The organism is Pseudomonas sp. YL2, assembly GCF_023063025.1.
Classification (GTDB): Bacteria; Pseudomonadota; Gammaproteobacteria; order Pseudomonadales; family Pseudomonadaceae; genus Aquipseudomonas; species Aquipseudomonas putida_A.
In genome coordinates this window covers 211,969-225,616 of sequence record NZ_JAJSLU010000002.1, presented here as the reverse complement: position 1 = coordinate 225,616, position 13,648 = coordinate 211,969, and the positions used below count along the sequence as shown (strand labels likewise).

The 13,648-nt window shown below is 59.9% G+C and carries 13 protein-coding genes; 6 read left to right on the top strand and 7 right to left on the bottom strand.

All coding sequences use genetic code 11. The features are described 5' to 3' along the window. Window positions 1–24: 24 nt before the first annotated feature. Window positions 25–1,635, bottom strand: coding sequence for a gamma-glutamyltransferase family protein (locus tag LVD08_RS04020; protein ID WP_247267474.1), 1,611 nt, complete (start codon window positions 1,633–1,635; stop codon window positions 25–27). Between LVD08_RS04020 and LVD08_RS04015 the strand changes: the two genes are divergently transcribed. After that, on the top strand, window positions 1,634–1,822 hold the full coding sequence (locus LVD08_RS04015; protein ID WP_247267473.1) for a hypothetical protein: 189 nt from the start codon (window positions 1,634–1,636) through the stop codon (window positions 1,820–1,822). The two genes, LVD08_RS04020 and LVD08_RS04015, sit on opposite strands and share 2 nt — an antisense overlap. Here the strand turns inward: LVD08_RS04015 and LVD08_RS04010 are convergent. The 4 genes from LVD08_RS04010 to LVD08_RS03995 form a co-directional block, all read right to left on the bottom strand. Beyond that, window positions 1,806–2,585 (bottom strand): amino acid ABC transporter ATP-binding protein, encoded by a 780-nt coding sequence (locus LVD08_RS04010; protein WP_247267472.1) that lies wholly within the window; start codon window positions 2,583–2,585, stop codon window positions 1,806–1,808. The genes LVD08_RS04015 and LVD08_RS04010 overlap by 17 nt on opposite strands. 2 nt (window positions 2,586–2,587) lie before the next feature. Further along, window positions 2,588–3,364 carry an amino acid ABC transporter permease gene (locus tag LVD08_RS04005; RefSeq protein ID WP_007967116.1) on the bottom strand — a complete coding sequence of 259 codons (777 nt, stop codon included), beginning with the start codon at window positions 3,362–3,364 and terminating at the stop codon, window positions 2,588–2,590. A gap of 11 nt (window positions 3,365–3,375) precedes the next feature. Beyond that, entirely contained in the window at window positions 3,376–4,182 is an 807-nt protein-coding gene (locus tag LVD08_RS04000) for an ABC transporter substrate-binding protein (RefSeq protein ID WP_247267471.1), read from the bottom strand. Between the two features lie 79 nt (window positions 4,183–4,261). Further along, window positions 4,262–4,930 (bottom strand): GntR family transcriptional regulator, encoded by a 669-nt coding sequence (locus LVD08_RS03995; protein WP_096795990.1) that lies wholly within the window; start codon window positions 4,928–4,930, stop codon window positions 4,262–4,264. 380 nt (window positions 4,931–5,310) lie between these two features. Between LVD08_RS03995 and LVD08_RS03990 the strand changes: the two genes are divergently transcribed. The 4 genes from LVD08_RS03990 (at window position 5,311) to LVD08_RS03975 (ending at window position 11,543) form a co-directional block, all read left to right on the top strand. Next, on the top strand, window positions 5,311–6,144 hold the full coding sequence (locus LVD08_RS03990; protein ID WP_247267470.1) for an oxidoreductase: 834 nt from the start codon (window positions 5,311–5,313) through the stop codon (window positions 6,142–6,144). Window positions 6,145–6,168: 24 nt separating this feature from the next. Continuing rightward, on the top strand, window positions 6,169–7,107 hold the full coding sequence (locus LVD08_RS03985) for an AraC family transcriptional regulator (protein ID WP_247267469.1): 939 nt from the start codon (window positions 6,169–6,171) through the stop codon (window positions 7,105–7,107). A gap of 158 nt (window positions 7,108–7,265) precedes the next feature. Then, window positions 7,266–9,887 (top strand): bifunctional diguanylate cyclase/phosphodiesterase, encoded by a 2,622-nt coding sequence (locus tag LVD08_RS03980; protein WP_247267468.1) that lies wholly within the window; start codon window positions 7,266–7,268, stop codon window positions 9,885–9,887. Window positions 9,888–10,232: 345 nt separating this feature from the next. Then, window positions 10,233–11,543 carry an ArnT family glycosyltransferase gene (locus tag LVD08_RS03975; protein WP_330206254.1) on the top strand — a complete coding sequence of 437 codons (1,311 nt, stop codon included), beginning with the start codon at window positions 10,233–10,235 and terminating at the stop codon, window positions 11,541–11,543. A gap of 14 nt (window positions 11,544–11,557) precedes the next feature. Here LVD08_RS03975 and LVD08_RS03970 read toward each other — a convergent pair whose 3' ends face one another. Both LVD08_RS03970 and LVD08_RS03965 read right to left on the bottom strand, forming a co-directional pair. Beyond that, on the bottom strand, window positions 11,558–11,719 hold the full coding sequence (locus tag LVD08_RS03970; RefSeq protein ID WP_247267466.1) for a hypothetical protein: 162 nt from the start codon (window positions 11,717–11,719) through the stop codon (window positions 11,558–11,560). A 14-nt stretch (window positions 11,720–11,733) separates the two neighbouring features. Further along, window positions 11,734–12,381 (bottom strand): hydrolase, encoded by a 648-nt coding sequence (locus LVD08_RS03965; RefSeq protein WP_247267465.1) that lies wholly within the window; start codon window positions 12,379–12,381, stop codon window positions 11,734–11,736. A 179-nt stretch (window positions 12,382–12,560) separates the two neighbouring features. Between LVD08_RS03965 and LVD08_RS03960 the strand changes: the two genes are divergently transcribed. Next, window positions 12,561–13,478, top strand: a complete 918-nt coding sequence (locus tag LVD08_RS03960; protein WP_247267464.1) for a LysR family transcriptional regulator — start codon at window positions 12,561–12,563, stop codon at window positions 13,476–13,478. Window positions 13,479–13,648 lie beyond the last annotated feature (170 nt).

The following is a 13,648-nucleotide window of genomic DNA, read 5'->3' as shown; positions in this document are numbered from 1 at the left end:
CGACCTGACGAGTGCCTGCCGTCTCTACCAGACTGCGATATGCGAATCCGCCCGCGGCTCAGTCCCGCCGCACAGTACGCCCGTCACTGGATCACGCAGAATGATTTGTCCGCGTCCGTAATCCGTCAGGTCACTGGCGATCTGCACCTCATGCCCGCGACGCGCCAACGCGTTGGCCAGATCCCTTGAAGCACCCTGCTCGATGCCGACCTTCATCCCGCCAAGCCACTGCCAGCGCGGCGCGTCCAGTGCCGACTGCGGGTTCAAGCCGAAATCCACCAGGTTCATGACCATCTGCACATGGCCCTGCGGCTGCATGTAGCCGCCCATCACACCGAACGGGCCCAACGCCTGACCGTCCTTGGTGAGGAAGCCAGGAATGATCGTGTGAAAGGTCTTTTTCCCCGGCGCCAACGCGTTGGCATGCTCGGGATCCAGGCTGAATTCCTGCCCACGGTTCTGCAGGGCGATGCCGCTGTCCGGCAGCACCACGCCTGAGCCGAAACCGTGATAATTACTCTGAATGAACGACACCATATTGCCCTGCCCATCCGCCGTGGCCAGGTACACCGTGCCGCTGGCGTGAGGATCACCCGGCTTCGGCGGCTGCGCCTGTTCGCCGATTTGAGCGCGTCGTCGTTTGCTGTAGCCATCACTTAACAGATCAGCCACGGCCACGCGCATGTGCAGCGGATCAGTGATGTAGTGCAGACCATCGCTGTAGGCGAGCTTCATCGCCTCCAGTTGCCGGTGCCAGGTCTGCTGGCTGTCACGGTGATCGAAGTCGAAGCCTTCAAGAATCTTCAGCGCCATCAACGCGACCAGCCCCTGCCCGCTCGGCGGGATTTCCCAGACATCCACGCCACGGTAATTGACGTGAATCGGCTCGACCCATTGCGCGCGGTAATGCTCAAGATCCGTGGCGCGCAGATAGCCGCCCGTTGCCCGCGAATGCGCATCCAGGCGTTGTGCCAGTGCGCCGCGATACAAACTCTCGCAACGAGTGCTGGCCAACTCCTCAAGGGTTCGCGCCTGCGCCGGGTTCCGGAACAGCTCCCCGGCCTGGGGCGCGCGACCGTCAATCAGGAACGTATCGAACCAGGCCTGCAGCACTTCATTGCGATGGGGACTGAACTCATCCAGTGTGATCTGCCATTGATGGGCAACCACCGGCGACAGCGGAAAACCGTCTCTGGCCAGACCGATCGCCGGTTGCAGTAAATCGGCGAACGGCAACACGCCAAAGCGTTGCGACAGCTCGGCCCAGGCCGATGGGCAACCGGGCACCGTCACTGGCGTCCAGCCATACAGCGGCATCTGTTCATGGCCGGTCGCCTTGACCGCTTCGATACTTAGCGACGCCGGGGCATGGCCGTTGGCATTGAGGCCATGCAGCTGATCCTTGAACCAAACCAGCGCAAACGCATCACCGCCCAGGCCGCAGCCCGTAGGCTCGACCACGGTCAGTGCCGCCGCCGTGGCGATGGCCGCGTCGATGGCGTTGCCGCCCTTCTGCAGCATCTCGATGCCGGCCTGCGCGGCGAGTGGCTGAGACGCAGCGACCATGCCACGACGGGCGAAGACGCTTTGGCGTTGCGATGGATAGGGATATTCGTGAGCAGAGAATTTCAACATGGCAAAGGCTCTTCAAATCAGCAATTCATTGGCCGGACTTGATCCTGTTCCATTCGCGGGTGATCAGGCGCTGGATGTTTTCCGGGGATCTTCTCGAAGTTCTTCAACGTGTCGGGGCTGCGGCGCCGCGAACAAGCTCGATAAACGCATCGTCAATATCCTTGTGAAATTCACAGCACGCGGCTGAGAAAGGCCTGGGTACGGGGATGGGTGGGCCGGCTGAAAATCTGTTCCGGCGGGCCTTGTTCGATCAGTTCGCCCTGATCGAGCACCACCACCCGATCGGCCACCTCGCGGGCAAAGCCCATTTCATGGGTGACCACGACCATGGTCATGCCCTCCTCGGCCAGCTCCTTCATGACCTGCAGAACCTCGCCGACAGTTTCCGGGTCGAGGGCGCTGGTGGGTTCGTCGAACAGCATCGCCTGGGGTTTCATCGCCAGTGCTCGGGCGATCGCCACCCGTTGCTGCTGGCCGCCGGAAAGCATCGACGGGTAATGAGCGGCCTTGTCCGCCAGCCCGACTCGCTTGAGCAAGGCTCGCGCCTGCTCCAGCGCAGCCTGGCGTGGCACACCCAACACCTGAATCGGTGCTTCGATGATGTTTTCCAGCGCAGTCATGTGCGGGAACAGGTTGAAGCGCTGGAACACCATGCCAATGTCCCGGCGTTGGCGAGCGATGTTGCGTTCCGAGTCGCGCACCAGACTGCCGTCCGCCCGGGTGCGATAACCCATGGGCCGGCCGTTGACCCGGATCTCTCCGCCCTGAATGTCTTCGAGCAGATTGATGCAGCGGATAAACGTGGTTTTGCCCGAACCCGAGGCGCCAATCAGCACCACCACTTCGCCGCGTCGCACTTGCAGGGAAATGCCCTTGAGAATCTGCAGATCGCCGAAGGACTTGTGAATGTTCAGCGCCTCGATGATCAGCTCGTCACTTTGCTGCACCATGATCAACGTCCCCTCAGCAGTTTCAAAGTGCTGCGACCGAACATCCGACTGGACGCCGGCGGTGGTGCAGAAGGTCGGTCGGACTGGCCGAAACGGTTTTCCAGCCAGCGCTGAAAGAAGCCCCACAGCGTGGTGAGCAACAGGAAATAGATCGCCACCACCAAGTACAACTCGAACACCCGAAAGGTCGCCGAGGTGACCATCTGCGTGCTGAGCAACAACTCCTGCACGCCGATCACGCTGACCAGCGTGGTGTTTTTCAGCATCACGTTGAACTCGTTGCCCAGCGGCGGCACGATCACCCGGAACGCTTGCGGCAGCACGATGCGACGCATCAGTTTGGCGAAGGTCATGCCCAGTGAACGGCCGGCCTCGTACTGGCCCTTGTCCACGGCGCCGATCCCGGCGCGAATGATCTCGGCCATGTACGCGCCTTCGTTGAGGCCCAGAGCAATGATCGCCGCCTGAATGTTGCCGGGCACCACCAGTCCGAACAGCTCGATGTCTTCGAAGCGAAAAATCCCGCCCGCCGCCAACGCGGTGTACAGAAAAACGATCTGCACCAACAGCGGTGTGCCGCGCATCAGCCACACATAAAAACGCACCGGCAGATGCAGTAAAGGGTTCTTCGACAAGCGCAACAATGCGGCGGCCAGCCCCAGCACACAGCCCAGCAACATCGCCAGCACGCTGATCAGGCACGTCAGCCACAGGCCGGTGAGGTACACGCCGCTGGGTTGCAGCAGGTATTGCCAGAACACATCCCAATTGAAGTTCATCAACGCTTACCTCAATCGAGTGTGTCGCTGGAGACGTGCCACTTGTTCAAGAGCCGGTTGTAGCTGCCATCGCTGCGCATGTCGGTGATGATTTGCTGCACGGCGGCGCTCAGTTGTGGATCGTCCTTGCGAATGCCCAGCCCGGTGAGTATCCGGCTGAAGGCCGGCACGCCTTCTTCGAACAGATCCGGCGCCATCGCCGCGTAATAACCGGCGGTTTCCACCGTGGTGCCGTAAGCGTCGACCTGATTGATGCGCAGGGCCTGGAACGCATCGGTATCGGTGTTGTAGATCACCAGTTTCATCGGCGGCTTGCCGGCCTTGCTCAGGCTTTCATTTTCCGCATCGAGCAAGGTCTTGATGGTCGAGCCATTAAGCACCGCGATCTTGTGCCCGCTCAGATCCGCCAGGGTTTTCAGCGCCTTCGGATTGCCCTTGGGCACCACCACCGCCTGGCTGGAATACATGTAGTTGACGATGTCGATCACCTCACGGCGCTCGGGCTTGTCGAACAACTGGTCGACGATCATGTCGCACTGTTTGGCGAGCAAGGCCGGGAGCAATCCGGAGAATGGAATCACCCGCCAATCGACCTTCTTGTCGCCTAGGCGTTTGGCGATTTCCAGGCCGAGGTCGACGGTCAGCCCTTTGGGCTTTTGCGCTTCATCAAAAGACACCAGCGGCGGTGAATCCATGCCCGAGCAATAGGTGAGTTTGTCGACCTTGACCAGACGCTCCGGCACCGTGGGTGCGGCAAGCGCCCACTGAGTACAGAGCCCGAGGGATATTGCAGCCAGTAACAGGCGAGACGTATGCATGACCAGACACTCCAGTTCGGTTAGTAACGGGGCAGTACTCAAAGTCAAAACATCGGCGGACTCGTGTTCCGCTCTGTGGTTATTTTTCCGATTGCAAAAATTTGATCAGTTCGGGGACGGTGCCTTCGATGTGCTCGCGCACCACGGCTTCGGCCCTGCTGGCGTCGCCGGCGCGAATCGCATCGAGGATCATCTGGTGTTCCTGGCGCGCACTCAGGGGCTTTTCGATGTGCTGCAGCCAAAGGCGCATGGGGGCTTCGATCAATGAGTAGAGGGCGCCGATCTGCTTGAGCAGCCGTGGGCGATCGCTGAGGCTGCACAGGTATTCATGGAACTTGCGATGTCGGCTGACCCATGCCGCACTCTCCTCGCGGTAGTCGTCCATTTCATCGAGCAGCCGCTCCAGCGCGGTCAACTGACGCTCGCTGATCTTGGGTACGGCGATGCGAATCGCCAGCCCTTCCAGGGCGCTGCGCATCTCGAACACTTCATGCATTTGCTCGACATCCAGACCGCTGACTACCGCGCCGCGGTTAGGCCGCAGCGTCACCAGGCCCTGCGCATCGAGGCGGCGAAAAGCTTCGCGCACCGGCATGCGGCTCATGCCGATTTCACTGGCGATGTCTTCGGCGATCAACCGGTCGCCCTTGCGATAACGACCACCGCAGATGCCTTCCAACAGAAAGTTGTAGGCCTCTTCCTCGGCGGTCATCGGTTGACGCTGGTCGTAGGCGGGAGCGAATTGCATGGCAGCACCTTTTGTCTTTTTGTATCCAATTATCCACGGATACAAAAAAAGCACGATGCATGCCAGATTTCACATGTGCAGCCCAAGCTTTTGATTTGCATGATTTAAGCGGCAAAACGGCGATAAGACCCTGCCGTGCAAGACTCGAGCGGTGCTACCCGATCGCCCAGGGCGAGCACCGCAAAGGTGCAGATTGGTAGCTGAGTAACACTCAACTGAATGGCAGCGCCGCTCCAGGAGCGACGCTTTTTTGTGGGCTGAAGGACAACTTCCTTTGCGGGCCTGCCTATAGAAATAGGCAATCCTCCCAGACAAACCGGCATACCCTTGCCACGCCGCGCTGCCTACCATGTGGTTTCACCTATCTGTCGGAGATTGCCATGCACAGCAGCAAAACCTTATTCATCACCGGTGTCAGCAGCGGCTTTGGCAGCGCGCTCGCGCAAGAAGCGATCAACGCCGGTCACCGGGTGATCGGTACCGTGCGCAAAGAGGCCGATCTGAAGTCGTTCGAGGCCTTGTCAGCGGATCGGGCACACGGGGTGTTGCTCGACGTCACCGATTTCGAACGCATCGACGAGGTGATCGCCGACGTCGAAGCCACACTGGGTCCGGTCGATGTGCTGGTGAACAACGCCGGTTACGGACATGAGGGCATTTTCGAGGAGTCACCGCTGGCGCAGATGCGGCGTCAGTTCGACGTTAACGTGTTCGGCGCGGCGGCGATCATCAAGGCGTTCGTGCCGTACTTCCGGCAACGGCGCGCCGGGCACATTCTGAATATCACCTCGATGGGCGGCACTATCACCATGCCCGGGATTGCCTATTACTGTTCGAGCAAGTTTGCCCTCGAAGGGCTCTCCGGTACGCTGAGCAAGGAATTGCAGCCGTTCAACATTTTTGTCACGGCGGTAGCCCCCGGTTCGTTTCGCACCGATTGGGCCGGGCGTTCGATGCAGCGCACGGCGCGCAGCATTGCCGACTATGACGCCAGCTTCGACCCCGTGCGCAAGGCCCGCGAAGAGAAAAGCGGCAAGCAGTTGGGCGATCCGCGCAAGGCTGCACAGGCCATGCTGCAACTGATCGCCAGCGCCGCACCGCCCGCACACTTGCTATTGGGCAGCGATGCGCTGAATCTGGTGCGCGATAAACTGCAACGCAGTCTCAGCGACATCGAGCAATGGGAAACCCTGACCCGCTCCACCGATGGCTGAGTCCCGGCACAGAGATCAATGCCCATGAGTCCATCCGATCCGTATACCGCGCGCATGGTGCAGTTGCTTGAACAGCTCGCGCCGCTGGAGGGTTACAACCTCAGTGCGCTGGAGGACGTGCGTTTTCTGCGCTCGAATCGGCCGCTGAGCAACACCCCGGTGCTGTATGAGCCGGGCATCGTGATTATCTGTCAGGGGCGCAAGCGCGGCTTTCTGGGCGATGACGTCTACGTCTATGACGCACAGCATTATCTGGTGGTGTCGGTGCCGGTGCCGTTCACCATGGAAACCGAGGCCAGTGCGGCTGAGCCGATGCTGGCGGTGTATATGCGCCTCGACCTGCAATTGGCCAGCGAGTTGATGCTGCAGGTCGACGAGGTGTTCGGCCCCAGCGACGCTTCGCCAAAGGGCATGTACGCCTCGCCGATGGATGATCCATTGCGCGCCTCGACCCTGCGTTTGCTCGAAGCGATGAGCGATCCGGGCGATGCGCAGATCCTCGGGCCGGCGCTGGTCCGGGAGATCTACTACCGGATTCTGACCGGTGCCCAGGGCGGTTCGATGCGTGCGGCGCTCCAGCAGCAAGGGCATTTCGGCAAGGTCAGCCGGGCGATCCGGCGGATTCACAGCAGCTATGAGCAGCGTCTGGACGTCGAGTCCCTCGCCGAGGAAGCCGGGATGAGCGTACCGAGCTTCCATGTGCATTTTCGCAACGTCACCGATTCATCGCCGATGCAATACCTCAAGGCCACGCGCCTGCATCAGGCGCGTTTGCTGATGCTGCGTGGCGCCATACCGGCCGCGACGGCGGCGTTCAACGTCGGTTATGAAAGCGCCTCGCAGTTCAGCCGCGAGTTCAAGCGTTTCTTCGGGCGCACGCCGCTGGCCGAGATCGCGTGGATGAAGGCCACGTATGCCCTGCCCCAGTCCGCCACGCCCTCCCCGTATGTTTCTTCGCACTGAGCACCGTTCCCGGCCATCGCATGCCCGTCTCAAGGCAAAATCCCCGCGTATTCACTACGCTTGAGAAATCCGCCTCGGTGCAAGCCCGACAAACACATTGAACATTGCACGCGGGCCGCTGTTCCAGATGATTCAGACAGAGAATCAAGGACGAACATATGGATGTCTTCGCTCCCGCTGCGCCGGTTCCGCCTCAGCAAAGCGCAATCACCCGCCGCCTGGCGTTTGCGGTCGGTACGCTGTTTATCGTCGGGGTGATTGCCGCTATCGGCACCCTGCTCGGCATTGCCGCTCGCCTGGATCGCGAGGATGTCGAGCAAAACCGTTTCTACACGGCCCGCGCCCTGGAAAACCGCATCAGCACCTCAAAAAGCTACATCACCAGTTACGCCGACTGGACCACCGCCTATGAGCACCTGCACACCCAAGTCGATACCGACTGGGCGTACACCCAACAGAACATCGGCAAGACCCTGTTCACCACTGACGGTTATGACGGCGTGTTCGTGCTGGACCGGCAGCGCACCAAATACGCCGTGGTGCAGGGACAGCAGGAAGACGCGGACATCGCGCACTGGCTCGCGGTGCCTGCCGCGTCGTTGATTGATCAGGTGCAAAACCAGTCCGAGCTGACTGTGCCTGTCAGCACCTACTCGCTGTTCGACGGCTGGCCGGCGCTGGTCACGGCGGCGGCCATTCTGCCCAACGATGAGCGTCCGGTGGGCGATCCGCAACAGACCTCGGTGCTGGTATTCGTCGACAAGCTGACACCGGCCAAACTGCAAGCGCTTGGCGTGGCCTATGGCCTGAACAACTTGACGCTGATTCCGGATGAACAGCTCAGCGGGGAGCAACCACGCGTGCCGCTGGACAGTACCGGTTTCAGCTTGACGGCAGATCTGAAGCGCCCCGGGCAGCAATTGTTGTGGTCATTGCTGCCAACGCTTGGCGGCGTGCTGGCCGTGCTGATGCTGTTGACCGCCTATTTCCTGCGTCACGCCGTGCGATCGTCGACCTACGTCGATCAGAGTTTCAGCACGTTGAAGAGCTCGAATCAGGCGCTGGAGGCGGCCAACCACGCGCTGGAAGCCAGTGAAGAACGCTTTCGCGCGGTGGCCGAAGCCGCATCGGACTGGATCTGGGAAGTCGACAATCAGCTGCGCCTGACCTATCTCTCGGCGCGCTTCAGCGAGGTGACCGGTTACCCGCAAACCGAGTGGCTGGGGCAAGGCATCGGGCAACTGGTGTCCTGCGATACTACGCCGCTGGAGCTGTGGCTGAAAAAACTCACCGAAGACAGCAATGCCAGCGACCTGCGCTGCACCTATCGCGATCACGCCGGGCAGCAACGCCACTGTCGGCTATCAGCGCGGCCGATCATCGAGAAACAAAGCGTGGTCGGCTATCGCGGCACCGCCAGTGACATCACCGACGAAGTCGCTGCCCATGCGCAGATCCAGCACCTGTCCATGCACGATGCCCTCACCGGCCTGCCCAATCGCAACCAGTTGTCGCGTTATCTGGATGACGCGCTGCTGCTCAAGGAGCATGCCCCGCCACTGTCGCTACTGGTGATCGATCTGGACAACTTCAAGCCGATCAACGATTCCCTCGGCCATCCGGCCGGTGATGCGGTGCTGCAGGAAGTCGCCAGTCGCCTGCGCGAATGCACCCGTGAGCACGACATCGTCGCGCGCCTGGGCGGTGACGAATTCGTCGTGGTGCTCAATGGCATGGACACTCGGCAGGAGGTCGACCGCTTTTGTAACCGGCTGGTCGAGAGCCTGCATCAACCGATGGTCTTCGAGCATCACCCGCTGCACGTCGGCGCCAGCATCGGCATCGCCCTGAGCCGCCGTCAGGGCTTCGTACCCAGCGAGTTGATCCGTTGCGCCGACATCGCGCTGTATCAGGCCAAGTCCGAAGGCAAAAACACCTGGTGCTATTTCGAAGCGCACATGAACGACCAGATCCAGACCCGCCGGCAAATGGAAAGCGATCTGCGTGGCGCGCTGAAAAACGACGAATTCATCCTGCATTACCAACCGCGCTACACCGTCGACGGCAAGCACATCGTCTCGGTCGAGGCATTGGTGCGCTGGCAGCATCCGACCAAGGGCCTGCTGGGGCCGGACGTGTTCATCGGCCTGGCGGAACAGACCGACCTGATCGTGGCGCTGGGGCGCTGGGTACTGCGCGAAGCCTGTGAAACCGCACTGAGCTGGCCGTCAGACATTCTGCTCTCGGTCAATCTGTCGCCGGCGCAGTTTGCCCTCAGCGATGTCGTCGAAGACGTGCGCGAAGCGCTGATCCAGACCCGTTTCCCGGCCAGTCGCCTGGAACTGGAAATCACCGAAAACGTGATGCTCGTCGACACCGACGGCGCGCTGGCCACGATGAATGCGCTGAAGCAACTCGGGGTGCGGCTGAACATGGACGACTTCGGCACCGGCTATTCGTCCCTCGGCTACCTGCGCGCCTACCCGTTTGACGGGATCAAGATCGACAAGCGCTTCATCGCCTCGATCAGCAACGGCGCCAACGATCGCGCCGTGGTTCAGGCGATCATCGGCCTGGGCAAAGCCATGGGCCTGACCGTCACCGCCGAAGGCGTGGAAACCGAAGAGCAACTGGAGATTCTCGGCAAGGATCAATGCAACGAGGTGCAGGGTTATTTCATGAGTCGACCGATCGACAAGAGCGCGTTTGCGCAGTTGTTGAAAAGCGCCAGGGCTGAACCGGCCGAGCATCCGTCGCCGAAGAAAGGGCGCGTCATTTAGCCGGCCTTGTATCACTGCCATTCAATCATTGAAATGCACAAAGCCCGTTTCGACACGCGTTGTTAATACGTTTTCCTGTTGACTTCAATTGGTTTTGTTCAGGGTGTGTTTAGGGCCGTCATGCTTGAATATTCCTCACCGCGGATCAGGCTCAACGTCAATCTCGCGCTACACACAAGTTCAATGCAGGCATCACCGGACTGTCAGGACTGCGGTCAAAAGAACAACGTCACCAAAGGGTTAACGATGGATCGATATGATGCCCCGCTTGTTGTAGGGCGCACTTCGCGGGCTGGAATGTTGACGGGGTTGATTACGAGAAATCCATGCCTGAGCATTTTTTTCATGACACTGGCCGTGTTCATGGCATTGCAGTACAAACCCGCTGTCCTGAACTACACAACACGTTTTGTCGACTTTGCCGAGTACATGTTGCTGCACGGCATCACACTGTTCCCGATTGCCGACGACCTCAAGCCTTATCCCGACTACACGGTCCTTAATACCTTGTTGGTCTATCTGGTTTCCCTGCCATTCGGCCGGATTTCCATTCTTTCCATGGGTATTCCGTCCTGCGTGGCCGCGTCGCTGATGCTGGTATTCATTTATCGGCTGGGCGCGCTGCACAGCAAAAAATGGGGCGCGTATGGCGTTCTTTTCAGCCTGCTCACCTGGGCTTTTCTTGACGGCGTCAACTCGCTGGCACTGGATGTCTATCCGGCGTTGATAACGGTGATGTGCTTCTACTTTGCCTATGCGGCCGATATAAAAAAGGACCCGCGTCGCCTTGCATTGCTGTACCTCGGGTTGGCACTGGGTTTCGCCTTTCGGGGGCCTATTGGCTTGATCGGGCCGGCGAGTGTCATTGGCGCTTATTACTTGCTGAGCCGGCAGTGGCGCATGTTGCTGCTGTTTTCATTGCTCTCGGGCGTAATTCTGACTGTTGGTGTTGCGCTGCTGGCATGGGCCGCCTACTTGCAAGGGGGGCAAGCGTTCCTTGAGGAAGTGCTGAACATGCAGGGCATCGGACGCTTCGGTTCCGACCACGCGCCACGCTATTACTTCTACTTCTCCGCAGGCTTGTTGACCTACGGCATCACGGTGTTTTACGCCATTAATGTAATTCTCAAGAAGTACAAACTGTTCTTCCGCTCGACCCGCGATAAAGACATCGACCTGCTGCTGTATCTGACCGGGTGGCTGTTGGTGCTGCTGGTGCTGTTCACTGTTCCCAGCTCGAAGAAAGCGCGCTACATCCTGGCAATCACCCCGGCCATTTCGCTGCTGGCCGCCTACCTTTTCGTCAGCAAGGAAGCCGCCTTGATCCGCGCCAAAGACGGCCTGCTGAACTTCTGCCTGAAGTTGCCCATGCTGGGGGTGGTGATGCTGGTGGCGGTGCTGGTCTACAACAACTTCGCCGATGTTCCGTTACAGCCCAACTACCTGGGCGTAGCCTTGGGATTGTCTGCGCTGCTGAGCTTCTACCATGGCAAACACCAGTACTTCGCCGAGCATCCCTATCGGGAGTTCATGACGCTGTCGATTGGCGTAGCGGCATTTCTGATACTGGATATGTTTTTCTTCAACCCGATCACCTACCACCTGGAACTCATGATCGAACCCACGCCGAAGTTTTTGCCGTATTGGTTTTGGTGAAGCTTCTTCCTGATTCATGAGTAAGCGACACGACTGTCCAGCATCCACATGTTGGTATCTGACAGGGTCATGACGCATTCAGGGTACTGAATCGGCGGCAGGGCCTGCACAAAAGCAGTCGTTTGCAGCAGGAAAAAAATAAAGGTGGCGCCCGCTTTCGCGAGCGACACCTTCATCCACTGCCCGCTAATCAAGCCTGCTTGTTCGCCTCTTCCAGCGCTTTTTCAGCGTTGAACCCGTCGAAGTTCTCGAATACGCCCAGAAAGCCCGGCACGGTCACTTCCCGCGCCCAGTCGCGCTGTAGTTCGCAGTACATTTGCACCCGACTGATGAGCTTCGCGCCCGCCTGTTCCATTCTGCGCAACGCCGCCTCGTGCGCGGCGAGCGATGTGCCGCCGACCGCATCGACAGGCACATAAACGTCATAACCTTCCTGGATCGCGTCGAGCACCGGGAATGTCAGGCACGCTTCGGTCCAGAGTGCAGTCATGATCAGCTTCTTGCGCCCGAGCGCCTTGACTGCCTGCTTGAATTGCGTGTCCTCCCAACTGTTTATCGATGTGCGGTCATAGGTCGGCAGATGGCCGAGCACCTTTTGCAGCTCCTGAATCGGCGGCTTGTTGCGGCCGGTCGCGACATTGACTGTCGAGTGGATGATCGGAAGGTTGTAGTTGACCGCCGCCTTCGCGACGCTGGTTATGTTGAAGACGAGTTCATCACGCGGCATCGAGCGGATCGAAGAAACCTGAACAGGTTGATAATCGATGATGATCAACGCCGAGTTTTCCGGGGTCAGTAGCTGATCGGTATGGGGGTTGCGGAGAGTCTCGCTTGCCATTGGTAAATCCTTTTCATGGGTGACGCACGTTTGTGAATCAGGCCGGAGCCTGTGCGGGTGATGGGTTCCGAGACACGTGCGAATGACGCCATGCCCGGAAAATCCATTGTGCTGTTCCCATGTTTGACGCAGTAGTAGCATTACGCGACGTGCTGTGTCGCGAAAAGAGGAACGCAAGCGTGGATATCGAAGAACTGCAGACCTTCGTGGAAGTGGCTGATGCCGGGGGCATTTCGCAGGCAGCCCTGCGGCTTGGCGTGTCGAAATCGATCGTCAGCCGCCGCCTGGCTCGGCTTGAAACCGAATTGGGTGTGCAACTGCTGGCACGCTCCACGCGCGGGGCGGCGCTTACCGAGGCCGGTGCGACGTTCCGGGACTACGCCGCCAGGGTTTGCACCGAGATCGACATCGCCAAGGAAACGATCCTGCCCGCCGGCGCGCTCCGCGGCCGCTTGCGTGTGGCCGTGCCGCTGTCATTCGGCCCGAGTCACTTCGCCCCGATGCTGGCGGAAATGGCGCGTAGGCATCCGCAGCTGCACATCCAGACCTGTTACAGCGATCGCTTCGTTGACCTGATTGCCGAGGGGTACGATTGCGCCATCCGGGTGGGCTATATGCAGGACTCCAATCTGATCGCCAGACGGATTGGTCCGGTCTACGGCAAGCTCGTCGCGAGCCCCGCCTACATCAACGCGCATGGAGAACCCCAGACGCCGGATGAACTGATTGCCCATCAGGCGCTCATGCAGGGCACCGAAGCCTGGCAATTCATGGATGGCGACAAAGTCATCACGGTTCGTCCGCAAGGCCGCTTCAAGGCCGACAGTGGCATCGCGCTGGTCGCCGCCGCGACCGCAGGCCTGGGTGTCGCCTACCTGCCCGACTGCCTCACCCATGAACACGTGGCATCCGGCGCACTGGTGCCGATCATGACAAACCATCCTCCCCCTCCGGCCGGTGCCTACATCATCCGCCCGCCGGGTCCGCACCCTGCACGCAAAATTCGTGTGCTCACTGAACTGCTGATCGAGTTCTTCGGCGAAACGCCACACCTGGCGGTGCAGCCGCTGTCACATCAGGATGATGCGCTGGTGTGAGGTTGGGCTAAACGAAAGAGACAGACATTCATCTTTATCCGCCGTTCGCGTCGGGCAGCGTCCGGTCAACGCGACTCGATAATTCCCAACCGAGCGTGCATCATCGCCACGATCCCGTCGTGGTATCGAAGCCATCAGTGCAGAACCTGCCCGTCCGCAAAACGAGCCAT

Excerpts from the sequence above, each read along its gene's own strand:
- LVD08_RS04015 (WP_247267473.1), top strand. The coding sequence starts at position 1,634 with ATGGCAAAGGCTCTTCAAATCAGCAATTCATTGGCCGGACTTGATCCT.
- LVD08_RS04020 (WP_247267474.1), bottom strand. The coding sequence starts at position 1,635 with ATGTTGAAATTCTCTGCTCACGAATATCCCTATCCATCGCAACGCCAA.
- LVD08_RS04010 (WP_247267472.1), bottom strand. The coding sequence starts at position 2,585 with ATGGTGCAGCAAAGTGACGAGCTGATCATCGAGGCGCTGAACATTCAC.
- LVD08_RS04005 (WP_007967116.1), bottom strand. The coding sequence starts at position 3,364 with ATGAACTTCAATTGGGATGTGTTCTGGCAATACCTGCTGCAACCCAGC.
- LVD08_RS04000 (WP_247267471.1), bottom strand. The coding sequence starts at position 4,182 with ATGCATACGTCTCGCCTGTTACTGGCTGCAATATCCCTCGGGCTCTGT.
- LVD08_RS03995 (WP_096795990.1), bottom strand. The coding sequence starts at position 4,930 with ATGCAATTCGCTCCCGCCTACGACCAGCGTCAACCGATGACCGCCGAG.
- LVD08_RS03990 (WP_247267470.1), top strand. The coding sequence starts at position 5,311 with ATGCACAGCAGCAAAACCTTATTCATCACCGGTGTCAGCAGCGGCTTT.
- LVD08_RS03985 (WP_247267469.1), top strand. The coding sequence starts at position 6,169 with ATGAGTCCATCCGATCCGTATACCGCGCGCATGGTGCAGTTGCTTGAA.
- LVD08_RS03980 (WP_247267468.1), top strand. The coding sequence starts at position 7,266 with ATGGATGTCTTCGCTCCCGCTGCGCCGGTTCCGCCTCAGCAAAGCGCA.
- LVD08_RS03975 (WP_330206254.1), top strand. The coding sequence starts at position 10,233 with ATGACACTGGCCGTGTTCATGGCATTGCAGTACAAACCCGCTGTCCTG.
- LVD08_RS03970 (WP_247267466.1), bottom strand. The coding sequence starts at position 11,719 with ATGAAGGTGTCGCTCGCGAAAGCGGGCGCCACCTTTATTTTTTTCCTG.
- LVD08_RS03965 (WP_247267465.1), bottom strand. The coding sequence starts at position 12,381 with ATGGCAAGCGAGACTCTCCGCAACCCCCATACCGATCAGCTACTGACC.